General features: G+C 60.7%; 24 protein-coding genes. 12 read left to right on the top strand and 12 right to left on the bottom strand.

Annotated features, from left to right (window positions below):
* Positions 1-194: 194 nt before the first annotated feature.
* The 5 genes from lpxC to ligA all read left to right on the top strand — a co-directional run bounded on the left by lpxC (position 195) and on the right by ligA (position 6,794).
* Positions 195-1,151: a UDP-3-O-acyl-N-acetylglucosamine deacetylase gene (lpxC, locus tag FHT92_RS12135; protein WP_183740723.1), complete on the top strand. Its 957-nt coding sequence runs from the start codon at positions 195-197 to the stop codon at positions 1,149-1,151.
* Between the two features lie 272 nt (positions 1,152-1,423).
* Complete coding sequence (locus tag FHT92_RS12130; protein WP_183740720.1) at positions 1,424-2,293, top strand: outer membrane protein assembly factor BamD; 870 nt, start codon at positions 1,424-1,426, stop codon at positions 2,291-2,293.
* Positions 2,294-2,298: 5 nt separating this feature from the next.
* Positions 2,299-3,972: a DNA repair protein RecN gene (gene recN, locus FHT92_RS12125; RefSeq protein ID WP_183825279.1), complete on the top strand. Its 1,674-nt coding sequence runs from the start codon at positions 2,299-2,301 to the stop codon at positions 3,970-3,972.
* A gap of 71 nt (positions 3,973-4,043) precedes the next feature.
* Entirely contained in the window at positions 4,044-4,562 is a 519-nt protein-coding gene (locus FHT92_RS12120) for a DUF6886 family protein (protein ID WP_183740714.1), read from the top strand.
* A gap of 75 nt (positions 4,563-4,637) precedes the next feature.
* A complete protein-coding gene (ligA, locus tag FHT92_RS12115) occupies positions 4,638-6,794 on the top strand; it encodes an NAD-dependent DNA ligase LigA (protein WP_183825276.1) in 2,157 nt (718 codons plus the stop codon).
* Positions 6,795-6,949: 155 nt separating this feature from the next.
* Here the strand turns inward: ligA and FHT92_RS12110 are convergent, their stop codons facing one another.
* The gene (locus FHT92_RS12110; protein WP_183825273.1) at positions 6,950-7,480 is read right to left on the bottom strand and encodes a GNAT family N-acetyltransferase; all 531 of its coding nucleotides are present in this window, start codon (positions 7,478-7,480) and stop codon (positions 6,950-6,952) included.
* A 269-nt stretch (positions 7,481-7,749) separates the two neighbouring features.
* Between FHT92_RS12110 and FHT92_RS12105 the strand changes: the two genes are divergently transcribed.
* Complete coding sequence (locus tag FHT92_RS12105; RefSeq protein WP_183740691.1) at positions 7,750-8,340, top strand: 3'-5' exonuclease; 591 nt, start codon at positions 7,750-7,752, stop codon at positions 8,338-8,340.
* A gap of 68 nt (positions 8,341-8,408) precedes the next feature.
* Positions 8,409-8,900 carry a CreA family protein gene (locus FHT92_RS12100; RefSeq protein ID WP_183740688.1) on the top strand — a complete coding sequence of 164 codons (492 nt, stop codon included), beginning with the start codon at positions 8,409-8,411 and terminating at the stop codon, positions 8,898-8,900.
* Here the strand turns inward: FHT92_RS12100 and FHT92_RS12095 are convergent, their stop codons facing one another.
* The 3 genes from FHT92_RS12095 to FHT92_RS12085 all read right to left on the bottom strand — a co-directional run bounded on the left by FHT92_RS12095 (position 8,901) and on the right by FHT92_RS12085 (position 12,654).
* Positions 8,901-10,055 carry an epoxide hydrolase family protein gene (locus FHT92_RS12095; protein ID WP_183825270.1) on the bottom strand — a complete coding sequence of 385 codons (1,155 nt, stop codon included), beginning with the start codon at positions 10,053-10,055 and terminating at the stop codon, positions 8,901-8,903.
* A 161-nt stretch (positions 10,056-10,216) separates the two neighbouring features.
* A complete protein-coding gene (locus FHT92_RS12090) occupies positions 10,217-10,684 on the bottom strand; it encodes a chemotaxis protein CheW (RefSeq protein ID WP_112568976.1) in 468 nt (155 codons plus the stop codon).
* A gap of 2 nt (positions 10,685-10,686) precedes the next feature.
* Positions 10,687-12,654: a methyl-accepting chemotaxis protein gene (locus tag FHT92_RS12085; protein ID WP_183740683.1), complete on the bottom strand. Its 1,968-nt coding sequence runs from the start codon at positions 12,652-12,654 to the stop codon at positions 10,687-10,689.
* Between the two features lie 376 nt (positions 12,655-13,030).
* Between FHT92_RS12085 and FHT92_RS12080 the strand changes: the two genes are divergently transcribed.
* A complete protein-coding gene (locus FHT92_RS12080; protein WP_183825267.1) occupies positions 13,031-13,633 on the top strand; it encodes an SCO family protein in 603 nt (200 codons plus the stop codon).
* Positions 13,634-13,692: 59 nt separating this feature from the next.
* Positions 13,693-14,571 carry a 50S ribosomal protein L11 methyltransferase gene (locus FHT92_RS12075; RefSeq protein WP_183740677.1) on the top strand — a complete coding sequence of 293 codons (879 nt, stop codon included), beginning with the start codon at positions 13,693-13,695 and terminating at the stop codon, positions 14,569-14,571.
* A 169-nt stretch (positions 14,572-14,740) separates the two neighbouring features.
* Here FHT92_RS12075 and FHT92_RS12070 read toward each other — a convergent pair whose 3' ends face one another.
* A complete protein-coding gene (locus FHT92_RS12070; RefSeq protein ID WP_183740674.1) occupies positions 14,741-14,914 on the bottom strand; it encodes a hypothetical protein in 174 nt (57 codons plus the stop codon).
* Positions 14,915-15,191: 277 nt separating this feature from the next.
* Between FHT92_RS12070 and FHT92_RS12065 the strand changes: the two genes are divergently transcribed.
* The gene (locus tag FHT92_RS12065; protein WP_183825264.1) at positions 15,192-17,027 is read left to right on the top strand and encodes an aminopeptidase P family protein; all 1,836 of its coding nucleotides are present in this window, start codon (positions 15,192-15,194) and stop codon (positions 17,025-17,027) included.
* Positions 17,028-17,050: 23 nt separating this feature from the next.
* On the opposite strand, the gene FHT92_RS12060 is transcribed toward FHT92_RS12065, so the two are convergent.
* Complete coding sequence (locus tag FHT92_RS12060) at positions 17,051-17,359, bottom strand: AzlD family protein (protein ID WP_183740668.1); 309 nt, start codon at positions 17,357-17,359, stop codon at positions 17,051-17,053.
* A gap of 1 nt (position 17,360) precedes the next feature.
* A complete protein-coding gene (locus FHT92_RS12055) occupies positions 17,361-18,092 on the bottom strand; it encodes an AzlC family ABC transporter permease (protein ID WP_183825261.1) in 732 nt (243 codons plus the stop codon).
* A 132-nt stretch (positions 18,093-18,224) separates the two neighbouring features.
* On the opposite strand from FHT92_RS12055, the gene FHT92_RS12050 reads away from it, so the two are divergent.
* Positions 18,225-18,476, top strand: a complete 252-nt coding sequence (locus FHT92_RS12050; protein WP_183740663.1) for a DUF2164 domain-containing protein — start codon at positions 18,225-18,227, stop codon at positions 18,474-18,476.
* On the opposite strand, the gene pncA is transcribed toward FHT92_RS12050, so the two are convergent.
* The 4 genes from pncA to FHT92_RS12030 form a co-directional block, all read right to left on the bottom strand.
* Positions 18,477-19,103 (bottom strand): bifunctional nicotinamidase/pyrazinamidase, encoded by a 627-nt coding sequence (gene pncA, locus FHT92_RS12045; protein WP_183740660.1) that lies wholly within the window; start codon positions 19,101-19,103, stop codon positions 18,477-18,479.
* Between the two features lie 206 nt (positions 19,104-19,309).
* Positions 19,310-19,819 (bottom strand): GNAT family N-acetyltransferase, encoded by a 510-nt coding sequence (locus tag FHT92_RS12040; RefSeq protein ID WP_183825258.1) that lies wholly within the window; start codon positions 19,817-19,819, stop codon positions 19,310-19,312.
* Positions 19,820-20,015: 196 nt separating this feature from the next.
* Positions 20,016-20,510 (bottom strand): hypothetical protein, encoded by a 495-nt coding sequence (locus FHT92_RS12035; protein ID WP_183825254.1) that lies wholly within the window; start codon positions 20,508-20,510, stop codon positions 20,016-20,018.
* A gap of 161 nt (positions 20,511-20,671) precedes the next feature.
* Positions 20,672-23,167: an ATP-dependent helicase gene (locus FHT92_RS12030; protein WP_183825251.1), complete on the bottom strand. Its 2,496-nt coding sequence runs from the start codon at positions 23,165-23,167 to the stop codon at positions 20,672-20,674.
* Positions 23,168-23,338: 171 nt separating this feature from the next.
* Here FHT92_RS12030 and FHT92_RS12025 point away from each other — a divergent pair, with 171 nt between their 5' ends.
* Positions 23,339-23,608 (top strand): hypothetical protein, encoded by a 270-nt coding sequence (locus FHT92_RS12025; RefSeq protein WP_183825248.1) that lies wholly within the window; start codon positions 23,339-23,341, stop codon positions 23,606-23,608.
* A gap of 9 nt (positions 23,609-23,617) precedes the next feature.
* Here FHT92_RS12025 and FHT92_RS12020 read toward each other — a convergent pair whose 3' ends face one another.
* Positions 23,618-24,295, bottom strand: a complete 678-nt coding sequence (locus FHT92_RS12020) for a YoaK family protein (protein WP_183825245.1) — start codon at positions 24,293-24,295, stop codon at positions 23,618-23,620.
* Between the last annotated feature and the right edge of the window lie 17 nt (positions 24,296-24,312).

The following is a 24,312-nucleotide window of genomic DNA, read 5'->3' as shown; positions in this document are numbered from 1 at the left end:
AATTCTAAATGCTTTTGCCGCTGCGGATTTCGTAACAAATCGAAACGAACAGTGATTTGGATTGCAGCGCAGGTCCACGTAAGTATGAGGCAAGCGAGCTGCCCCAAGAGTCCGCTTCGAGCGGTTAGGGCAGCATAGAAGAAAGACCCGGCCGGTTGGCAGCAACGGGTACGGAAGAATAAAGGCAGAATTTTATGGGACTTGGCTTGCTGGGTTTTCAAACGACGGTATCGCGTCCGGTGACACTTTCGGGCATCGGCGTCCATTCGGGTGCCGACGTTTCGATCACCTTCAATCCGGCCGAAGCCGGCACGGGCGTGATTTTCCAGCGTGTTCACGAAAACGGCGACGTTACCGAACTGAAGGCTGTTTCCTCGCAAGTCGGCAATACCGATCTCTGCACCGTTCTCGGCTTCTCGCCGGCCCATTCCGTCGCGACGATCGAACATGTCATGGCAGCCGTCTATGCGCTCGGCCTCGATAACGTGGTCATCGAAGTCAACGGCGCCGAAATGCCGATCATGGATGGCAGCTCGGTTCCCTTCGTAGAAGCCATCGAGCAGGTCGGCCTCGTTTCCCTCGGCGTCAAGCGCCGCTACATCCGCATCACCAAGCCCGTTCGTATCGAGCATGGTGGTTCCTGGAGCGAGTTCCGCCCCTATGACGGCACGCGCTTCGAAGTCGAGATCGATTTCGAATGCCCGCTGATCGGCCGCCAGAAGTGGGAAGGCGATCTTACCGCCACCGTCTTCAAGGCAGAGCTGTCGCGGGCGCGCACCTTCGGCTTCATGCGTGATGTCGAGCGTCTGTGGGCTTCGGGCCATGCTCTCGGCTCCTCGCTCGAGAACTCGGTCGTCATTTCCGACGACAATACCGTCATCAATGTCGAAGGCCTGCGCTATGCCAAGGACGAGTTCGTGCGTCACAAGACGCTCGATGCCGTCGGCGATCTGGCGCTTGCCGGCGCACAGTTCATCGGCTGCTACCGTTCTTACCGCGGCGGCCACAAGATGAACGCCAACGCTCTCAAGGCGCTGCTCAGCGATCCCTCGGCTTATGAAGTGGTCGAGACGTCGATACCGCGCCAGCGCGTTGCCGTTCGCGAATTCATTGCAGTCAGCGCTCCGGAGTTCGCTCCCTGGTCGGCATGACTTCCAGTATACCAATTAAGGCCAGGGCCGCCTCCTAACCGAGGCGGTTTTTTTATGGGGAAGGGCGGATGGCGCGCCGATAGATGTTTTGCGGCATATATTTAGCCGCCGCCGCTTCGAATGCCGGTGAAAAGCCCGACATTCTCGGCGGTGCTGCCACAAAAATGCGTTAATGCGTGATCATTGCGTTGCTCTTGATAGGTATTTGTGGCTAGAAACGCCAGCTAGGCGTGGCTGCTGTGGAGTGGACGGCGGCGGTGGGATTCTTTCGAATGGCTTATGCAAGGTCTGACATGATGATGAAGACAGCGCGCGCTTTGCTCGCATCCGTGATGGTGCTGAGCGCAGGCGCCTTGATTTCCGGCTGCCAGTCGGACCCTGATATCGACATCACCAAGCTCGGCCTCGAAACCGATCCGCCTGATGTGCTTTACACTCAAGGCCTTGCCAACATGAAGGCCGGCAACATGGCCGAGGCGGCGCGCAAGTTCGATGCGATCGATGCGCAGAATCCTTTCTCGGAATGGGCGCGCAAAGCGCTCGTGATGAGCACCTTCGTCAAGTACCGCCAGGGCCGCTTTGACGACGCGCTTGCATCGGGCAACAAATATATGGCGCAGTATCCGAAGTCCAAGGATGCGGCTTACGTGCAGTATCTGGTGGGTCTGACCTACTCCAAGCAGATCGTCGACGTGACGCAGGACCAGCGCGCGGCGCAGAAGACGATCGAGGCGATGCAGGCCGTCGTCGACAATTATCCCGACTCCGAGTACGTCGATGACGCGCAGGCCAAGATCCGTTTTGCGCGCGACCAGCTCGCCGGCAAGGAGATGCAGGTCGGCCGCTACTATATGGAGCGCAAGGAATATCTCGCCGCGATCTCGCGCTTCCGCATCGTCGTCGAAAAGTATCCGAACACGAATCAGGTCGAGGAGGCGCTCGCCCGTCTCGTCGAAGCCTATTACGCGATGGGCGTCGTCGAAGAGGCGCAGACTGCCGCTGCCGTTCTCGGTCACAATTATCCCGACAGCCAGTGGTATGCTGATTCTTACAAGCTGCTGCAGTCGGGTGGCGCGGAGCCGCGTGAAAACAAGGGTTCGTGGATCGCTGCAGCGGGCAAGAAACTCCTTCTCGGTTCCTGAGGCCAATGCTGATCCAGCTTTCGATCCGCGATATCGTTCTGATCGAGCGGCTGGATCTTGCCTTCGAGACCGGCCTCTCCGTGCTGACGGGTGAGACGGGTGCCGGCAAATCCATCCTGCTCGACAGTCTTTCGCTGGCCCTTGGCGGGCGCGGCGATGGCACTCTCGTGCGTCATGGCGAGGACAAGGGTCAGGTGACAGCGGTCTTCGATGTCGGCATGGATCACGGTGTCCGGAAGCTTCTGCGCGAGAACGGCATCGACGACGAAGGCGACCTGATCTTCCGCCGCCAGCAATCCTCAGACGGGCGCACCAAGGCCTATGTGAATGACCAGCCCGTCAGCGTGCAGCTGATGCGCCAGGCGGGCCAGATGCTGGTCGAGATCCACGGTCAGCACGACGACCGTGCGCTCGTCGATACAAACGCCCACAGAACGCTGCTGGACGCCTTTGCCGGCATTAGCGAGGACGTGCAGGACGTAGCTGCGCTTTACCGCCAGTGGCGCGATAGCGAGCGCACCTTGAAGAAGCACCGCGAGAAGGTCGAGGCGGCGGCCCGCGAGGCGGACTATCTGCGCGCCTCCGTCGAAGAGCTCGATAAGCTCTCGCCGCGCGATGGCGAAGAGGATGAGCTTGCCGACCGGCGCCAGAAGATGATGAAGGCGGAGCGCATCGCCGGCGATATTGCCGAGGCTTCCGAGTTCCTGAACGGCAATGCCTCTCCCGTGCCGCATATCGCTTCGCTGGTGCGCCGTCTGGAGCGCAAGAGCCATGAGGCGCCCGGCCTGCTGGAAGATACCGTAGCGCTGCTCGACGCCGCTTTGGACCAGCTTTCCAACGCGCAGATGGAAGTCGAGGCTGCACTGCGCAAGACGGAATATGATCCGAAGGAACTGGAGCGTGTCGAGGAGCGGCTGTTTGCGCTGCGCGCTGCCTCCCGCAAATATTCCGTTCCCGTCACCGAGCTTCCCGCTCTTGCCGTGCGGATGATCAGCGATCTTGCCGATCTCGATGCCGGCGAGGAGCGGCTTTCCAAGCTCGAAGTGGAAGTCGGGGTCGCCAAGGCGAATTATGATGCGGCGGCGCGCTCGCTTTCGGAGAAGCGTCACCATGCCGGCGATGCGCTGGCGCAGGCTGTGATGGCAGAACTGCCGGCGCTGAAGCTCGAGCGCGCCCGCTTCATGGTGGAGATCACCACCGATGCGGAGGAGGCGACGGCCGAGGGCATCGATGTCGTCGAATTCCACGTCCAGACCAATCCCGGCACGCGTCCAGGCTCGATCATGAAGGTCGCCTCGGGCGGCGAGCTCTCGCGCTTCCTGCTGGCGCTGAAGGTGGCGCTTGCCGACCGCGGTTCGGCGCCGACGCTCGTCTTCGACGAAATCGACACCGGTGTCGGCGGCGCCGTGGCGGACGCGATCGGCCAGCGGCTGAAGCGGCTTTCCGAGCGCGTGCAGGTTCTCTCCGTCACCCATGCGCCGCAGGTGGCGGCACGGGCCGCCACGCATCTCCTGATCTCAAAGGGGCCGTCCGGCGACGGTACCGACAAGATCGCGACGCGCGTCGCCACAATGGCCCAGAAGGACCGCACGGAAGAGATCGCCCGCATGCTTGCCGGTGCCTCCGTGACGGAAGAGGCGAGGGCGGCTGCGGCGCGTCTGTTGTCGGGGAACGCCTAGGCATTCACGCCGGTAACAAGGCTTGGTCACTGCGCTATCAGGCGTCATTCATCGGTGAGGTGCTGCAATCCATGCCGCTTTTCCATTTCAGCGACGATCCCGCCATTACGGTTTTCGAGCCGCGCCCGGCGCGTATTGCCTCCGGTCGTCCGCCGGGGCGAGAATGGCTGAACGGGCCGCTCGTCTGGGCGATCGATGAAAACAACGACTTCATGTACCTCTTTCCGCGCGATTGTCCGCGTATTCTGATCTGGGCGACGCCCGAGACGTCAGACGAAGATCGCCGCTTGCTCGGCGACTGGCGGGGTGCCGCCTATATCGAGCGCGGCTGGCTGGCGCGGCTGGGGGCCGAGGCGATCAATCGTTACGACATGCCGATCGACGGTTTTGAAGATCTGCAGGATGCGGGGATGTGGGTGTCGCGCAGGACGGTTCTGCCGCTTGGCCGCACCGTCCTGTCCGGCCTCGATCGCGAATTTGCGCCCCGCGGCATCGAGCTCCGTGTCGTTGACAGCCTGACGCCGTTGAAGGCCCTGAGAGACAGCACATTGCATGTCAGCGGCATCAGACTGCGCAACGCACAGCCATAATTCAAAACGCTGGCGCTATTTCAATCGCGGAATTTTGCTCTAAAAACGATTGCAGATTCTCTGGAGTGAAGCTGCATGTCGACCGAATCCGTCGCTGTTGAGGACCTGACCCTTGAAGATGCCGCTGCCGAACTGGAGCGGCTGGCCAAGGAAATCGCGCATCATGATGCGCTCTACCACGGCAGGGATCAGCCGGAGATTTCGGATGCGGATTATGACGCGCTGAAGCGTCGCAATGACGCGATCGAGGCGCGGTTCCCGGAGCTCATCCGCGAGGACAGCCCATCGCGCCGTGTCGGGGCCGAGCCGTCCAACACGTTCGCGCCGGTCGTCCATTCCCGGCCGATGCTGTCGCTCGACAACACGTTCTCGCAAGAGGATGTGCGCGATTTCGTTGCCAGCGTCTATCGTTTCCTCGGCCGCCTGCCGGACAATTCGATCGCCTTTACCGCCGAGCCGAAGATCGACGGGCTTTCGATGTCGATCCGCTATGAGAACGGCAAACTGGTGACGGCTGCCACGCGCGGCGACGGTACGACCGGCGAAAATGTCACGGCCAATATCCGCACCATCAAGGAAATCCCGAACCAGCTGCCGAAGGGCGTTCCATCCGTCGTGGAAGTGCGCGGCGAGGTTTACATGGCCAAGAGCGACTTCATGGCGCTGAACGCGCAGATGGAGGCTGAAGGCAAGCAGACTTACGTCAATCCGCGCAATACCGCTGCGGGGTCGCTGCGCCAGCTCGACGCGAAAGTGACGGCGAGCCGCAAGCTGAGATTCTTCGCTTATGCCTGGGGCGAGATGTCGGACATGCCTGCCGATACCCAGATGGGTATGGTCGAGACTTTCAAGGGCTGGGGCTTTCCGGTCAATCCGCTGATGAAGCGACTGAATTCGGTTGACGATATCCTTGCCCATTACAGCGAGATCGGCCTCGAGCGACCGGACCTCGATTACGATATCGACGGTGTTGTCTATAAGGTCGACAGCCTCGAACTGCAGCAGCGCCTTGGCTTCCGCTCGCGCAGCCCGCGCTGGGCGACGGCGCACAAGTTCCCGGCCGAACAGGCTTTCACCACCGTCGAGAATATCGACATTCAGGTCGGCCGCACGGGCGCGTTGACGCCGGTTGCGCGGCTGACGCCGATCACCGTCGGCGGCGTCGTCGTCACCAATGCGACGCTGCACAACGAGGATTATATCAAGGGCATCGGAAATAGCGGCGAGCGCATCCGTGAGGAGGAGCACGATATCCGCATCGGCGATACGGTCATCGTGCAGCGCGCCGGTGACGTGATCCCGCAGGTGCTCGATGTCGTCATGGAAAAGCGCCCGGCCGGAGCGCAGCCCTATCAATTTCCGAAGGTGTGCCCGGTCTGCGGTTCGCATGCGGTGCGTGAAAGGCACGAGAAGACCGGCAAGCTCGATTCCGTCACCCGTTGCACTGGTGGTTTCATCTGCCGTGCGCAAGCGACGGAGGAGTTGAAGCATTTCGTCTCGCGCAATGCCTTCGATATCGAAGGGCTGGGCTCCAAGCAGATTGATTTCTTCTTCGAGAACGAGGATCCGGCGCTGCAGATCCGCACGGCGCCCGATATCTTCACGCTGGAGAAGCGTCAGCAGCAGTCGATCACCAAGCTGGAGAATATAGACGGCTTCGGCAAGGTCAGCGTGGGCAAGCTTTATACGGCAATCAATGACCGACGCAGCATCGCCCTTCACCGCTTCATCTATGCGCTCGGTATCCGCCATGTGGGCGAGACGACGGCGAAGCTCCTGGCGCGCTCCTATAATACTTACGAAGCCTTTGCGGAGGCCATGAGGGAGGCGGCAACGCTTTCCGGTGACGCCTGGAACGATCTCAATACCATCGAAGGCATTGGCGAGGTCGTGGCGCGGGCCATCGTCGAATTCTACAAGGAGCCGCGCAATATCGAGGTCATCGGCCGCCTGCTCGACGAAGTGACGCCGCAGGAGGCCGAGCAACCGGTCACGACAGGGAGCCCGGTTGCTGGCAAGACGGTGGTTTTCACTGGCTCCCTGGAAAAGTTCACCCGTGAAGAGGCTAAGGCACGCGCCGAAAATCTCGGCGCCAAGGTGGCAGGGTCCGTCTCCAAGAAGACCGATATCGTCGTTGCCGGCCCCGGTGCTGGCTCTAAGCTCGACAAGGCTCGCGAACTCGGCGTCCAAACGATGGATGAGGATGAGTGGCTGGCGCTGATTGGTGGATGAGGTAGACGGGCGCGGGACGTCCGGTTTCCGTTTTGACGGGACCGGCCTTTTACTTGGAGTCATCCTCGGGCTCGTCCCGAGGATCTGCCCACGTATCAACATACAAAACGGCAGCAGATGCTCGGGACAAGCCCGAGCATGACGGAGGAGAGGTTTCACGCCCGCAACCGCGCCATCGTATAGGCATCGATGTATCGTCCGGCGCGATAGCCGAAGGACTTGAGCAGGCCTTCCTTTTCGAATCCGAATTTTTCGTAGAGACGAATGGCGGCGTCGTTGTCCGTGTAGACAGTCAACTCTATCCGCTTGATGTCGTGCCAGTTGTCGGCGGCATCCAGCATGGCGGCCATCAGGAAGGTTCCGATGCCGCGGCCGGTGAAATCGTCGTGGACGCCCATGCCGAGACTTGCGGCGTGCTGGCGCCGTCCTTCGAAGCGGTTCATGCCGCCATTGGCAACAAGTTTGCCATCGAGTTCGACGACGAGATTGATTGCATCGGGCGAGGGGTTTTCCATGCGCTTGCGCACCGCGTCGATGCTTTGAAAGGGCGGGCGCAGCGTGCCGGCGCGATAGCCCGGCAGGTTCATCAATTCGGTGACGGCTTCAGCATCGCTCACGCACAGGGCGCGAACGCTGAGGCCGTTCAGAGAAGGCTTTTCGGGTGGGGTATCCAGATTGACTGACATCATGCTCTCCTTGGGTGTGAAAGAGGAGAGCGGAGTTTCCGAAACCCTGCTTTCCTCGGCAGGGTTTTCGGGGTGATCGGCTGCTAGTGACGCACCATCGCTCCCGCGCACCCTGCAAGGGTCGTGGTGATAAGATGATGGGTGTGGGCCACAGAGTTGATCGTGCATGGAAGTTTCGCCATTCGCGTGCAGATGTCAACGGGTCAGAATTTGCCTTCGGATGCGGCTATCTTTATTCCGATAAGCCCAGACGATTCGGATATTGCCCCGTGAAAACCATTGCCATCGATTTTGAAACGGCCAACGAACAGCGCGGCAGCGCCTGCTCGGTCGGCCTTGCCTGGATCGAGGACGGGCAGGTGACGCGGGTCGAGGAGCGCCTAATTCGCCCGAAGGACATGCGCTTTTCCGGCATGAATATTGCCATCCACGGCATTCGCCCCGAGCACGTCGAGGATTCACCAGAATTCCCCGAGGTCATGGACGAGTTCCTTGAGGATTTCAGCGGCGCGACGATGATCGCCCACAATGCCGCCTTCGATTTCAGTGTCTGGCGGGCGAGCCTCGATCTCTACCGGCAGTCCTATCCGGAGCTCACCTATCTCTGCAGCCTGAAGATGGCGCAGCGCATCTGGCCGCATTTCCTGTCGCATCGGCTGAACCTGATTGCAGAGCACCTCGGGTTGCGTTTTGCCCATCACAACGCGGCTGAAGATGCCGCCGTTTGTGCTGCGGCGGCAATCGAGATGGCAAGGGCGGTGAAGGCGGCAACGGTTGCCGCCATTCCTGCTGTCATTGGCATGAAACCCGGCAGGCTAACGGCTGGCGGCTACGAGCCTTGCACCTGCCGCAAGGCGTGAGGCCTTCGTTTTCTTGTAAAGATTCAGGCCATTCTTATCTTAGCTTGCGGATCAACACGGGAGTTGTCATGTCCGCTTTGCGCAATCTTTTCTTTGGCTCAATATTCCTCGCGGCCTCCGCGGGCGCGACCTCAGCTGAAGTCGTCGGCAAGGTCGGGGTCGACTGGATCGGTAATGACATCATCGTCGAGGCGGTCTCGGACCCCGAGGTGAAGGGGGTGACCTGCCATGTCACCTATTTCGACCGCAGCCTGATCGACCGCTTCAAGAACGGCAACTGGTTCGAAGATCCGTCCAACAATTCCATCGCCTGCCGCCAGACCGGGCCGATCGAGATCGGCAATATCGATCTGTCCAAGGATGGCAGCGAAGTGTTCCGGCAGGGCATGTCGCTGATCTGGAAGACGCTTGTCGTCAACCGGATCTACGATAAGGCCAACAATACGCTGATCTATCTCGCCCATTCGCGGCAGGTGACGGATGGCTCGGCGAAGATGTCAATTTCGACCATTCCGCTCTACGGGCAGGATGTGGTGTGGAAGAACGGCAAGCCGCAGTGATCATCCGCCTGTTCTGAACGGGCGGAAATAGGCTCGGATATCCTCGGCCAAAAGTTCTGGCTGCTCCATGGCGGCAAAATGGCCCCCGTTCGGCAATTCGCTCCATCGTCTGACATTATAGACGCGTTCGACCCAGGAGCGCGGCGGCAGGGGCAGTTCCTTCGCGAAATGCGCAAGGCCCAGCGGCGGCAGTATGCGTTCGTTCGCCTTGAAATGCATCGGCCGGTTTCGGCTCTCCTTGTAGAGTCTCAGCGATGAATGCAGGGTGCCGCTGAACCAATAGATCGAAATTTCGGTCAGCAGGATGTCCAAGGAGTATGTCGTCCTGATGTCGCCATCGCTCCATGCGCTGAATTTCTCGCCGATCCAGGCAGCGAGACCAACGGGTGAATCCGTCAGCGCATAGGCGAGCGTCTGCGGTTTCGTTCCGTGCATGTGGGCGTAGGCGCCCTCCCTGTCGGCCCATTGCGCGGCGCGGTCGAGAAAGGCCTGTTCCTCGGCGGAGACGGGCGGCTGCCCCGGGCCAAGCGGCGGTCGGAAGCTTCCCGGAATATAGTTCAGATGCAGGGCTGTGGTATTCTCCGGAAACCTGTAGGCGAGCCAGCTGGAGACGGCCGCGCCGATATCGCCGCCCTGCAGGCAGAAGTTTTCATATCCCAAGCCCTGCATCAGTTTCAGCCACAGGCCCGATATTTCATAGGGACCTATCCCGATTGATCCCGGGGCCTGCGAGAAGCCGTAACCCGGCAGGGATGGTACGACCACATGGAATGCATCCGCCGGATCGGCACCGTGGGCGCCGGGATCCGCCAGCATCGGGATGATTCTTTCCATTTCGAAGAAGGAGCCCGGCCAGCCATGGGTGATGACGAGCGGCAGCGGCGAGGGCCCGCTGCCGGTCTGATGAATGAAATGGATCGACAGATCGTCGATCTCGGCAATGAAATGGGGAAGCGTGTTGAGGTGCGCCTCCTGCGCGCGCCAGTCGAAATGGTCTTTCCAATAGGCGTGAAGCTCCTGAAGGAAAGCCAGGCTCGTTCCGTCCTCCCAGCTATCGGGGTCGAGCGCTACAGGCCATCGCGTCGCGCGCAAGCGCCGGCGGAGATCGTCGATCTGCTCGTCGCGGATACTTATCCTATAGGGCCTGATGTCCACGAAAATTTCCCGTCGGGGTTACGGTTTCGATGGCCAAAGTAGTCTCTGTCGCGAAAATTGGAAGTCACTCGGTGGCCGTATACGATGCGCCGAGATCGTGGAAAACAAAGACCGCCCGCAGCGCTGCGCCGGGGCGGTCTGGTATCTCAGATCAACGGTTCTCAGGCAGCTTCGCGGGCCAGTTCGTCGGCGATGACGGTGTCGAGGTTGAGGAAGCAGACCATGGTCTTTTCCAGTGCAACGATGCCGCGGCAGAAGGCGCGCTGGGCTTCCGGGATGATTTCCGGCGGCGGCTGCAGGTCTTCGCTCTTGATGGTCATCATATCGGAAACCTGTTCGACCAGCAGGCCGACCAGCTTGCCGGCGATGTCGGTGACGATGATGGCAGAGCGCTCCGACGGCTCCGTCATCTTCATGCCGAGACGGCAAGCCATGTCGATGACGGGGATCACCGCGCCGCGCAGGTTGATGAGGCCGAGGACGTAGGGCGGGGTGTGCGGCATCGGAGTGACCGGCGCCCAGCCGCGGATTTCGCGGATCGCCATGATATCGATGCAGAACTCCTGGTCTCCCAGGTGGAACGAGACGATTTCGAGATAGGCGCCCGACTGTTTGATGGCGTTGCTCATGGTCAAAATTCTTCCCAGTTGTCTCCGGCCGGAGAGGAGGCGAGTGTCTTGGCGGCGCCGCCGCCCGTGAATGCGCCCGCGACCTTGCCGATGAGGCTGCGTGCGGGTGAGGGTTTCGGATGCGAGGCTGCGGAGGCTTCTCGCGGCGTTTGACGGGCGCTCATGCCCTCGCCGATATTGAACTGCCGAACCAGCTGCGTCAGGTTTTCCGCATCGGTTGCGAGAGTGTGGCTGGCGGCGTTCGTTTCTTCCACCATGGCCGCATTCTTCTGCGTCACCTGATCCATCTGGCTGATTGATGTATTGATCTCGTTCAGTCCGACTGATTGTTCGCGCGCAGACGTTACGATTGATTTAACATGGCCGTCGATACGCAGAACATCTTCGCCGATCTGGCGCAAAGCCTCGCCCGCAGCCGTCACCAGTTCGCCGCCGGTTTTCACCTCGGCACCGGATTTGCTGATCAAGGCCTTGATATCCTTGGCTGCTCCGGCCGCGCGGCCGGCAAGTTCGCGCACTTCCTGCGCCACGACCGCAAAACCCTTGCCGGCTTCGCCGGCCCGCGCCGCTTCGACGCCGGCGTTGAGTGCGAGCAGATTCGTCTGGAAAGCGATTTCGTCGATGACGTTGATGATGGTACCGATCTCGCGAGAGGCGCCTTCGATTCGCTCCATTGCAGCCATCGCATCGCCGACGATGGCATCGGATTTCTCAGTATTCTGGCGTGTATGGGCGACCATGTTGCCGACTTCCTCGGCGCGGCTGGTGGCGTTTCGTACGGTGGCGGTAATCTCGTCCAAGGCTGCTGACGTCTCTTCCAGCGAGGCTGCCTGCTGCTCGGTACGCTTGGCGAGATCGTCGGCGGCGGCGCGCATCTGGCGGCTGTTTGCCTGGATGGACGAGCTGTTCAGGGCAATATCGCCCATCGCTTGACGCAGGCGCATGGCTGTCTGGTTGAAATCCTGACGCAGCCGTTCGAGCTCGTCTCGGAAAGGCTGGTCGATGCTTGCGGTCAGATCGCCGGTTGCAAGGCGGGTGAGGCCCTGTCCGAGAGCCGTGACGGCGGCGCTCAACGCCTCTGCGTCGGCGAGCTTGGCAGATTCGCGCTCGCGGCGCTCGGCATCGCTACGCTGGCGGTCGGCAGCGGTGCGTGTTTCCAAATCGATCTTTTCGATGGCGGCAAGACGGAAGCTTTCGGCGGCGCGAGCCATTTCGCCGATCTCGTCACCGCGTTCTTTGCCGGCGACGTCACTTGTCAGGTCGCCGTTCAAGATGCGCAGCATGCTTTCGCGCACGGTGACGATGCCGCGGCGGATGGAGCCGCCATGGATATATTGCAGCGCGGCCATGGTGAGAATGGCGATGACGCCAAGCGCGATCTGGATAATCAGAGAGTTGCGAGAGGTCTCATCGGCGCTTTCGACGCGCTGGCGGGCTACGACGGTCCCTTCACTGGCGAACTTGTCGAGGGTGGCGGCGAGCTTTTCGCCATCAGCGTCGATACGATCGTCGATCTTGTCGAATTCGGCATCGGACGCGCCCTGTTCGACGAGCGCCTTGAGGTCCACCTGGATGGCCTGGCGAAGCGCGCCGACATCCGAATCGTAGCTTTTCAGCAGATCGCCGGCCTTCAGCTCCTCAGCGATGATGCCCATTTCCCTCGAGCCGCCGGAGAGGGTTGCGAGCGAATCGGCGACGACTTTCAGGCGGTCGGGCTGGATAGTCTTCTCGTCCTTGTCGACGATCGTGTCCATGGCGGCGAGAACCAGCGTCAGGCCGGCGACGCGCATATCGTTGATGCTGTCGATGCTCTGCTGGATCTCGCTGGCGCGGCGCAGACCGGTATCGACCTGCATGTTCTCATACCAACCGATTCCGAGCATCGAGCCGAAACCGATGAGAGCAGCCCCGCCGAGCGTCCAGAGCCGCTGGCCGACCGAAAGGTTTCTGCGAACCGTCGAATTTGTCATAAAGCCACCCTCCGCCCCAGGCGATTTTCAGTTCCCTCGATTTTTATGCTGATCCGGTTCATGCCGGCCGACATCATGTCGGAACAGCGCCGAAGCACTGTATGCATTACTAAATATAGATATCCGCAATTAAGCCTTTCCTAACGATGTCTTTCCTTGGGTCGCTTGGAAGCGTTCGGGGCAAGCCGTTAGAAAGGCGTGATAATTCGTTTGTGTGCGGCTTTTTCTGAAGGTGTTCGCCCACATTTGGCATTCATCAAGGCGGGCCAAATAATCACGGGTGAGAAAACGCATTCTTGAATTGCGCGCTCGCGATGGTGACTATAATCACACGGGCGAGGCGGACGGGGAATCCGCGCTGGTAAAGGATCGTGCAATGAAGAATTTCCGTATCGCCGTCTGGATCGCAGTGCTGCTGCTTGCCGGCGTGCTCGGCTGGTTCACGCTCGATCAGAGCCGGACGAGGGAAGTGGTGGCCGAGGGACCATTCGGCGTGCCGTTCACGCTGGTATCGCAGACGGGCCAGCCGATCACGGAGCAGGCCCTACGCGGCAAGCCCACGGCCTTGTTCTTCGGCTTCACGCATTGCCCGGAGGTCTGTCCGACGACACTCTTCGAGCTCGGCGGCTGGATGGAGAAAGTCGATCCACAGGGTAACAAGCTGCAGGCTTATTTCGTCACGGTCGATCCCGAGCGCGATACGCCCGAAATCATGAACGAGTACGTCTCCAACGTTTCCAAGCGCATTACCGGCATTTCCGGCCCGCCGGACAAGATCGCCGAGGTCATCAAGGGCTTCCGCGTCTATGCCAAGAAGGTGCCGGTCGACGAGAACAATCCGAATGGAGATTACACGATGGACCATACGGCCTCGGTTTTCCTGCTCGATTCGGCCGGGCGCTTTGCGGGAACGATCTCCTATGGCGAAAACCCTGATACGGCGATAAAGAAGCTTGAGAATCTCGTCGCCAAGGGATGACCGGCAGCTGAACGCATCGCAACCGGTCGCAGGCGGCGCAACCGGAAAGATTGCTTATCGTGAGTGAAATCCGCCTTTACGTATCGACGACCGAGAAGCAGGCCGAGGAAATCCTCGACCTTCTGGGCGAGGTGTTCGGCGAAGAAGATTTTGCCATCGGCACCACCGAGATCGACGAAAAGAAAGATATCTGGGAAGCCTCTGTCTACATGATGGCGGAGGACGAGGCGGATGTGCGCTCTCGCGTCGAGGCGGCGCTGAGCCAAGCATTTCCTGATGCCGCTTTGTCGCGCGAGGTCATCCCTGATGTGGACTGGGTTTCAAAATCCCTGGAAGGGTTGAGGCCCGTAAGGGCAGGGCGCTTTCTTGTGCACGGCTCGCATGATCGCGACAAGGTCCGCATTGGCGATATCGCCATCGAGATCGATGCCGGCCAGGCTTTCGGCACCGGCCATCACGGAACGACGGCCGGCTGCCTGGAGGTGATCGATAGGGTGCTTCGGGCACGGAAGGTGCGCAATGCCCTCGATCTCGGCACGGGCAGCGGCGTATTGGCAATTGCGGTGCGCAAGCTGCGCAACATTCCAGTGCTTGCAACGGATATCGACCCGATCGCTGTCCGTGTCGCGGCCGAGAATGTACGCCGCAATGGTATTGCCAGCGGCATCAGCATGGTGACCGCACCCGGCTTCCATTCGACCGCTTTTTCCGAGCATGGACCTTTCGACCTCATCATCGCCAATATTCTGGCGCGGCCGCTGATCAGAATGGCGCCGCAGCTCGTCACCAATCTGGCGCCCGGAGGATCGGTGATCCTGTCCGGCATCCTTGCCAGCCAGCGCTGGAAGGTGATTGCCGCCTATAGTGGCGCGAAGCTTCGTCACGTGCGCACGATATGGCGCAATGGCTGGGTGACGATCCATCTCGATCGTCCGTAATCTCAGGGAATTCCGAACAAGAAAAAGGCGGTGCCAGTGGCACCGCCTTGGACCGGCATTTAAATCCGGTCTTGCCCGCGAGCTCGAAGGAGGAGGATGCTCAAGCGGGCACTACTGCATTCCGATAGGCCTGTCCGGTGGAGGGAGGAGGATCGGAAAGGCTTTAAGCTCAGAATGCGTAGCTCGATGCGCCCCTGTGGCGCGTGGAACGCTGGCCTGCTGCAAGCATCTTGAGGCTATCCTCGTGCTGCGGGCGGCGGGCGCCGATGATATGACGCACAGTCTGGCGTTCGCCAGCCTGTACCGGGCTGCTGTAAGCGAAGCGCGAGAGCGAGGCGGTCATTTCAAAAAATCCTTTGTTGGTGGTTCGTCGTGAACCGTTCGATGTGCCGTATATAGCTATTCCGACATGCGGTGGCAGAGGGTTTGTTTCATTGCAGCCATGCGTGCAATGCATGAAGCGTGCCAGTTTCCCACAGCGAGACACATTTCTGCCAAATTATTGGGCGGCCGGCCTTTCCGGCCGCTTCGCGTCGCTTTTTCTCCCCAATGATTGAAAATTCGCTAACATGGCGGCTATCCAATTAACCGGATTCGTTTCATTCATTTGGGTTTTCAGCATGTTCCAGTCTTTCGAAGTCACCTCCACGCCGCAGTTCGGCAGGGAACGGGTTTCCGCACTGCGCGCCAGTTTCGATGCGCTTGGCATCGACGCTTTCCTCGTGCCACGCGCCGATGAGTTCAACGGCGAATATGTGCCGGCCTGCGCAGAGCGGCTCTCCTGGCTGACTGGTTTCACCGGTTCGGCGGGTATTGCGCTGATCACCCGGACGGAAGCGATCGTCTATGTCGATGGCCGCTATGTCACTCAGCTAGCTGAACAGGTGGACGGCTCGGTCTTCACGGGCGGTGATCTCGTCAACGAGCCGCCGCATGTCTGGCTGCCGGCGCATGGCAAGAAAGGGTTGAAGCTCGGTATCGATCCGTGGCTGCATTCGGGTGCGGACGTTCGCAAGCTCGAAAAGGCGCTGTCGGAGATCAGCGGCGCGCTTGTTTTCCTGCCGCATAATCCGCTCGACAAGCTGTGGGCCGACCGGCCGGCCGAACCGCTTGGGGCGGTCACCATACAGAACGTGGCCCAGGCGGGTATCCTCGCCAAAGACAAGATCGCGACTATTGCAGCCGATCTCGGTAAGAAGAACCTCAAGGCGGTGTTGATCGCCGACCCGTCTTCCATCGCCTGGATCTTCAATATCCGCGGCGCCGACGTGCCGCATACACCACATCCGCTGGCGCGCGCCATCATTCATGCCGACGGCAAGGCGGAGATCTTCCTCGACAAGCGCAAGACCGGCATCGAGCCGGAAGCCTATCTCGCGCAGATCGCCGTCCAGCTTGCGCCCTCGCTGCTCGATGAGAAGCTAGCTGCAGTCGCCAAGGATGGCGGACGTATCCTCATCGATCCCGATATCGCGTCCTATGCGCTTGCCGAGATCATCCGCAAGGCGGGCGGCGAAGTGGTCGAGGGCGCCGATCCGGCAAAGCTGCCGCGGGCGGTGAAGAACACTACTGAAATCAATGGTTCGGCGGCAGCCCACCTGCAGGATGGTGCGGCCATGGTGGAGTTCCTTTACTGGCTGTCGCAAAGCAAGCCGGGGACGATAACCGAGATCGGCGCGGCCGAACGGCTGGAGGCGGCTCGCGCGAAAATGGGCGAGAGCATGCAGAACCCGCTGAAGGATATCTCCTTCGATACGATTTCGGGTGCCGGCGAACATGCGGCCATCATGCATTACCGGGTGACGACGGCGACCGACCGGCATATCCAGCCGGGAGAACTCTTCCTGATCGATTCCGGCGCGCAGTATATCAACGGCACGACCGATATCACTCGTACGGTCGGTATCGGCATTGTTTCCGAGGAACACAAACGCTTCTTCACGCTGGTGCTGAAAGGCATGATCCAGATCAGCACGGCGCGTTTCCCGAAGGGTACGCGCGGCTGCGACCTCGATCCGCTGGCGCGTATCGCGCTATGGCGGGCAGGGGCTGATTTCGCGCATGGCACGGGCCATGGCGTCGGCTCCTATCTCTCTGTTCACGAAGGGCCGCAGCGCATCTCGCGGCTTTCGACGCAGGAACTGCTGCCGGGCATGATCCTCTCCAACGAGCCGGGCTACTATCGGCCGGGCCATTTCGGCATCCGCATCGAGAACCTGATCTATGTGCGGGAGGCGGAAGCCATCGATGGCGGCGACATGTCGATGCTCGGCTTCGAGACGCTGACCTTCTGCCCGATCGATCGCAACATCGTCATTCCTGAACTGCTGACGCATGACGAGCTGCACTGGTTCAACGAATACCACCGCCAAACGCGCGAGGCGCTGATGCCGCTGATTCATGACCGTGACGTCAAGGCATGGCTGGAGAATGCGACTCTGCCGTTGGAATACTGAGCGGCCGGATATCGGCCTTCGGTTTAGAGACCGATCGTGTGCCGCCAGATCATCACGATGATCCAGGCGGCCACCAGCATCCAAGTGTGCGAGAAGCGCAGGCCGATGACGAGGGCGACCGCGAGCGCCAGTTTCGAATCCCAACCGCCCATGAAGAAGGCGGGGGCGACGAGCGTCGTCAGCACGGCTGCCGGCACGGCATTCAAGGCCGCTTCCATGCGCGGCGGGATGCGCTTCATGCGGGTGATCATGATGTAGCCGCCGATGCGGGTCGCGAAGGTCGCGGCTGCGGCAGCCAGGATCACGAGAGCCATGTGGAGATCGAATTCCATCTCAGACCTCGTGGTTTTCGGTGTTGAGGGCGTCGGCTTCGAGATCCGGCTCCTCAGCGGGCAAGGGCATCAGAGCAGCGAGCAGGATGCCGGCCGCAGCACCCAGGCTCACATGCCAGGGGGAGCCCACGAAATGATAGGCGATGACGGAGGCGACAGCGCTCGTCAGTGCCACGGCCAGAAAATTGTCACGCTTGCGGAAGCCGAGGACGATGGCGAGGAAATAAGCCGGCAGCAGGATATCGAGGCCGAGCGTTTTGGGATCACCGATGAAGGAGCCGGCCATGCCGCCGAGGAGGCTGACGAGGATCCAGGGGATATAGATGACGATGCCGAAGCCGAGATACCATGTGAAGGTAACCGGCTGCCCTGCTTCGCCACGCTTGACGGTCTCGGCAAATTGGGGATCGACCAGAAGGAAGAAGGTGAAGAACTTCTGTACAGGCGTGAAATGCCTGATGTAACGGGCGATCGCCGCCGAATAGAGCACGTGGCGGAAGTTGACGGCAAGGATCGACAGCACGATCACCCAAGCCTGGACATTATGGCCGAAGAGTTCGATGCCGACCATCTGGCTGGCGCCCGCATAGACGGTGGCGCTCATGAAGGTGAGTTCGGTGAGCGACATACCCTGCTCGGCGGCAAGGGCGCCGAACAGCGCTCCGAAGGGAGCAGAAGCGAGTGCCACGGCGAATCCGCCCCGCAAACCTTCGACAAAGTCGGCGCGTTTCATGGGATTGGTCCTGTTGGAATTGAAATTTCCCTCTATGGTGTCTCACATGCTACGGCAATTGAATTTCCTTGATTCACCAATCGATTTTGCTGAAGCGTTACCGGTTTGCGCTACCGGCGAGGCGAGGAGACAATGAAAAAGATCGAATTTACGAAAGAGGAAAAGGCGGAGATCGTTTCGCACATCCGCCATTATTTTGACCGCGAACTCGACCCGATCGGGGTGCTGCCCGCCGAATTCCTGCTCGACTTCTTCGCCGAGAAGATCGGACCCTATTTCTATAATCGCGGGCTCAGAGATGCTCACGCCGCCTTCCTTAAGAAGATGGAGGATTTCGGAGAGGAGATCTATCTCCTGGAGCGCGAAGGCGAGAGGAACAACTGATCAGGCGGCCAGAATATCGGTGCTGTTGACGATGTCTATGCCGTTCGCGCGCATCTCGTCGATGGCCGCAGCGACACCTTCGGGCGTGATGCCGCGGCTCGCGTCTTTGACAAAGCGAACCTTGACGCCGGGAATCAGTTCCAGCGCATCGAGCGCAGAGAATTTTACACAATAGTCGGTTGCCAGCCCGCAGACATCGAGTTCTGTGACGCCCTGTTCCACCAGGAAATCTGCAAGACCGGTCAGGGCATGCTGATCGTTGTCGCGGAAGGCGGAATAGCTGTCGACGTTCCTGTTTTCGCCCTTCTGCTGGATGAGGTCGATCTGGGCCGAATGGAGTTCCGGGTGGAGTTCGGCGTCACGCGTATACTGTACGCAGTGGTCCGGCCACAGCATCTGCGGTTTGCCGGAGAGCTCGCCTATCTCGAAAGGGTTCTTTCCGGGATGGGAGGAGGCGAAGCTTCCGTGGTCCGCCGGGTGCCAGTCCTGTGAGGCGACGATGAGATCGTATTTGCCACTATCGATGAGGCTGTTGGCAACGGGAACGACTGCATGGCCATCCAGAACCGGCAGGTTGCCTCCGGGACAGAAGCCATTCTGAATATCGACCAGCAGCAACGCCTTCATTAAGCTATCCCTTACGCATACCGCCCAGCAAAACGCCGACCGGTGCCAGCACAATCAACTAGTGGATTTCCGGGGGGCAAGGCGCAAGTGCTATTTCTCGTATCAAGAGTGGCAAATGGCTGCATCAACGTATTTTTCTGCTGCTGCTCGCGTAATACGCGAAAGCAGCAAGTATTTCGCGTTTTATATTAGGATTTATGCATGCGCTAGGGAGCCGGATGCCTGAAGACCAGGTCGTCCTCATCACCCTCCTGGCGTGCGGCCATTGCATCCGGCACGGCGCCCAGCCGTTCGGCAAGACGGATCGATCTCACATTGGGTGGAGCGATATAGCTCACCAGAGTCTTCAGACCACACACTGCAAAGGCCCAGTCCCGCAAGGCAACGGCGGCTTCATAGGCATAACCTTTGCCCTCGGCTTGCGGATAGACGAGCCAGCCCAGTTCCTTCTCGGGAAACAGCGGACCGTGATTGATGCCGACCTGACCGAGGCATTGTCCTGTGGCGCGATCCTCCATCATCAGGGCGCCGTGGCCCTCAAGCGTCCAGAGCGCGACATCGTGGCAGAACATGCCCCAAGCAGCCTTGGTCGAATGCGGGCCCCCCATATAGAGGGCGCGGTCGGAGATCATCAGCGCGTGGTAGTCCGGCCAGTCAGCCATTGCGGGAGCCCGCAGGATCAGGCGCTCGGTTTGAAGGGTCGGTATGGTCGTCATCAGATGTCTCGCCGGAAAATAGGGTCAAGCCCGAGGTGAATGCCTGAAGCTTCAGGTCATTTACAGGGTATCCGCGTGCCCCGAAAGGCCGATGGGAAAGTCGGCGCCCTGTGATGAGGGGCGTGCCGCGGAAGAGACGATGCCGCCGGCAGAGGTTGCCCAATCAGCGAGGCTCCCCCGGCGGAGCCTCATTGCATCAGGCCGTCTGATCGCTCTCGCCGTTTGCAACGGGCGAGTTGCCGTAAGTCGTCTGGTATGCACGAAGCGCAGTCTGCATGTCGGTCAGGACTTTGGCCATCAGGCCGCTGCCTTCATCATCACCGCCGGCGGCGGCAATCTTCTGCGGGTCGGCGGAAAGAAGTTCCGATGTGGTCAACTTGCCGTCGCCATTCGCATCCAGGGCAGCGAGCGCACCCTTGGAGTCATCACCATTGTCATCGGTGCCGGCCTTGCTGTCGTCGTCCGTCTTCTGAAGCGAGAGCATGAGCGCCAGAATATCGGCTGCGATCTTCTGGACGACATCGGAGCCGGAGGAAGCGTCATCGCCGGTGGACGAACTGGTCGCCGTCGAGGACTTTGAAGCGGCCGCAAGTTCGTCCGCTGAGACGACGCCGTCACCGTTCTTGTCGAGAGGATTGAGAGGAGCTTGGTACTGGGTCTGCGTGCTGCCCAGGGCTGAAATACTGGTCACTTGAACCTCCTTTGAAGGTCTTGTGAAGCCTGCCTTTCATGGGCGGGCAATAACCGGGCTAGGCTGATTTGCGAGTCGGGTCAAAGCGGCGTTTTGTCATCTGGAGAAGCGCGTTCGGCTGCGCGTGTGATTCCCGACTACACGCCAAGGAAGGTGAGCGGTCAGACGCGCTCCACAAATCCGTCGAGCACCCGCTTCTGGCCGGCGCGATCGAAATCGATCGTCAGCTTGTTGCCTTCGATGCCGGATATGGAGCCGTTACCGAATTTGATGTGGAAGACGCGGTCGCCGAGGGCGAAGCGTGAGGGTTCGGTGGCTGTGGATTTCGCCACCAGTTCGCCCTCGATGGTGCGGCCGCGCGGGCCGCTTTCGCCGTAACCGATGCGTTCCACGGCATGGCCGGAGCGCGTGCCCCAGTTGTCGCGGGTGGCGTCGGTCTTGTTGGCCTGGGCGCGTTTCCAGCCCGGCGTCGAATAGGAATTGGCGAAGGGATCGGCCTTGTCGAATCGCGACTGGCCGTAACCGCCGCCGCGGCCGTAGCCACCGTAGTTCTGCTCCATCTCGGCCACTTCCACATGGGTTTCCGGCAGTTCGTCGAGGAAGCGTGAGGGGATGGTGGATTGCCAGAGGCCGTGGATGCGGCGGTTGGAGACGAACCAGATGTGGCAACGGTGCTTGGCGCGGGTGATGCCGACATAGGCGAGGCGGCGTTCTTCCTCGAGGCCGGCGCGGCCGGATTCATCGAGCGAGCGCTGATGCGGGAAGAGGCCTTCCTCCCAGCCGGGCAGGAAAACGGTGTCGAATTCCAGGCCCTTGGCCGAATGCAGCGTCATGATGGAGACGGCGTCGAGATCCTCGTTCTGCTCGGCATCCATGACAAGGGAGACATGCTCCAGGAAGCCGCGCATGGATTCGAAGCTTTCCATGGAGCGGATGAGTTCCTTGAGGTTTTCAAGGCGGCCCGGCGCTTCCGCCGTCTTGTCGTTCTTCCACATGTCGGTATAGCCGGACTCTTCGAGGATCTGTTCGGCAAGCTCCGTATGCGGTGTGTTTTCAAGCAGTTCCTGCCATCGGCGGAAAGATTGAATCACGTCGAAGAGGGCCTTGCGGGCCTTGGGTTTCAGCTCGTCCGTCTCGATCATGTCGGCAGCGGCAGCCAGCATCGGGATATCGCGGGCACGGGCATAATCGTGGAGCGCGCGCACCGTCGTATCGCCGAGGCCGCGCTTCGGGGTGTTGATGATGCGCTCGAAAGCCAAGTCGTCTGCCGGCTGGGCGACGAGGCGGAAATAGGCCATGGCATCGCGGATTTCGAGGCGCTCGTAGAAGCGCGGGCCGCCGATGACGCGGTAGTTCAGGCCGAGGGTGACGAACCGGTCTTCGAATTCGCGCATCTGGAAGGAGGCGCGGACCAGGATCGCCATGTCGTTCAGTAGATGCTTCTTGCCGTCGGCATCGCCGCGCTGCAGGCGCTCGATTTCCTCACCGATGGCGCGCGCCTCTTCCTCGGAATCCCATGAGGCATGCACCTGCACCTTGACATCGTCAGGATCGGAGCGATCGGTGAAGAGCGTCTTGCCGAGGCGGCCTTCATTATGGGTGATCAGGTGGGCGGCAGCGCCGAGGATATGGGCCGTCGAGCGGTAGTTGCGCTCGAGCTTGATGACTTTGGCGCCTGGGAAATCCTTCTCGAAACGGAGGATGTTATCCACTTCGGCGCCGCGCCAGCCATAGATCGACTGGTCGTCGTCGCCGACGCAGCAGACATTCTGTGGCTCGCCCTTCGGCCGCTGGGCGAGGAGCCGCAGCCACATATATTGGGCGGTGTTGGTGTCCTGATATTCGTCGACGAGGATGTAGCGGAACCTCTGGTGATATTCCTTAAGCAGATCCGGCTGCTTGCGGAAGATTGCGATCGGATGCATCAGCAGGTCGCCGAAATCGCAGGCGTTCAGCGTCGACAGGCGGTTCTGGTAAGCAAAGTAGAGATCGCGGCCGCGGCCATTGGCGAAGGCGCGCGCGTCACCTTCCGGAATATCGGCAGGGCCGAGGCCCTTGTTCTTCCAGGTATCGATCATGCCGGCGAACTGTTTGGCCGGCCAGCGCTTGTCGTCGAGGCCTTCGGCCTGGATCAGCTGCTTGATGAGGCGGACCACATCGTCGGTGTCGAGGATAGTGAAATCCGAGCGCAGGCCGACGAGCTCGGCATGGCGGCGCAGAAGCTTGACGCCGATCGAGTGGAAGGTGCCGAGCCAGGGCATGCCTTCGACGGCGCCGCCGACGAGAAGCGCGATGCGCTCCTTCATCTCGCGGGCGGCCTTGTTGGTGAAGGTCACGGCGAGGATCTGCGAGGGGAAGGCGCGGCCGGTAGACAGGATATGGGCGATGCGGGTGGTGAGCACGCGCGTCTTGCCGGTGCCGGCGCCGGCGAGCACCAGGACCGGGCCTTCTAGCGTTTCGACCGCCTCACGCTGTTCCGGGTTGAGTCCGCCAAGATAGTCGGGGCGGCCGCCGTCACGAGCCGCCATGGCGCGGGCGGCAATGCCGCCGCCGGCAGTGGGTGCTCTTGCAGCAGGCGCGGCAGGCTGTTGCGGCTTGCGCGGCGCATCGCCCGGTTCCTCGTCGAAGAAGGGCATATCGTCGAAACTGTTGTTCATGGCGCGTAATGTAGTGATTCGGGAAGGAAAGACCAGAAAAGATGTTCTGCTTTCATTCCCAGCGGCTGCGCTATCCTCAGCAGGCTTGGTTGCCCGATTGGGAAGTCTGCGCACGAGTTGTGGTCCTGCTGGGCCTCAACTAAGGTCTCGCGCCAGCATCGGGAGAGTCATATGCACGTCATCGCCATTCTTGCCAATCTGATCCTGCTGATCGCTGTTGTCGCGCTGATCGCGGCGAATGGTTTGCCGGACAGTGGTGAAGGCCTCGGAACCGTCCTCGCCGCCATTGTGTCTCCCGTGTTGAGCACGATCGCTTTGCTGCGCCGTAATGGATCGGTTTCCGAACTCATTTCGCTTGAAATTCGGGCACGCAAGGCGACGCTGCGACTGCGCATTGCCGAGGCTGAGGCTGGGGCCGCCGGCAACGGCATCAGCGGCTAAGGGCTGTTCTCAGGCAGCCTTCGGCCCGGCAAAGGCCAGGCAGACCGACACCAGGGCAAAGAGCGGCGGTAGCGCCAGGCACCAGATGCCGACGGTAGCAAAGAGCAGGGCGGCCAGGCCGCAGCCGAGCGCGAAGGCGGCCACTGCAATTGGCATGCGCGACAGGCGGCCTTTCACTGTCCTTGCCTGATCTCCTGACATGCCATGGGCGAGATCGCCGAGATCGATCATGATCTGCGTCGTCGTGCCGGTCATCAGCGTGCTCGGCGGTGACGCGCCGAGATGGATGCGGTGAGCGGCGTTCTGGACCGCCATGGCGATGACGAGCAGCATGCCGGTTCCGACCAACGGCAGGCCATCCGGATTGGTGAAGGGCGAAAGCCAGATGGCGCAGGCGCCGCCAGCGATCAGGAATAATAGCTTGATGACGAGCAGGATGCGCAAGCCCTTCTCGTCACCGGCGAGTACCTTGTAGGTCAGGTATCGCAGCAGGAGGATCGTCAGGCAGAAGACGGGCAGCGCCAGAAGCTTGGCAATGATGCCCGACGTGCCGTGGGTCAGCGCTGCGCCGAGGGTGACGAAGTTGCCGGTGACATGGGCGGGAAAGAGACCTCCAAGTGCCAGGAAGCCTGCTGTATCGACATAACCACCGGTAAAGCTCAGAAGCACGGGCAGGGCTGGGCGCATCGGTCTATTCCCCCTCT

Origin of the sequence: Rhizobium sp. BK377 (assembly GCF_014193935.1) — a bacterium.
Taxonomy (GTDB): Bacteria; Pseudomonadota; Alphaproteobacteria; order Rhizobiales; family Rhizobiaceae; genus Rhizobium.
Note: the sequence above shows the minus strand (reverse complement) of the source record. Positions and strands in the feature narration are given on the sequence as shown.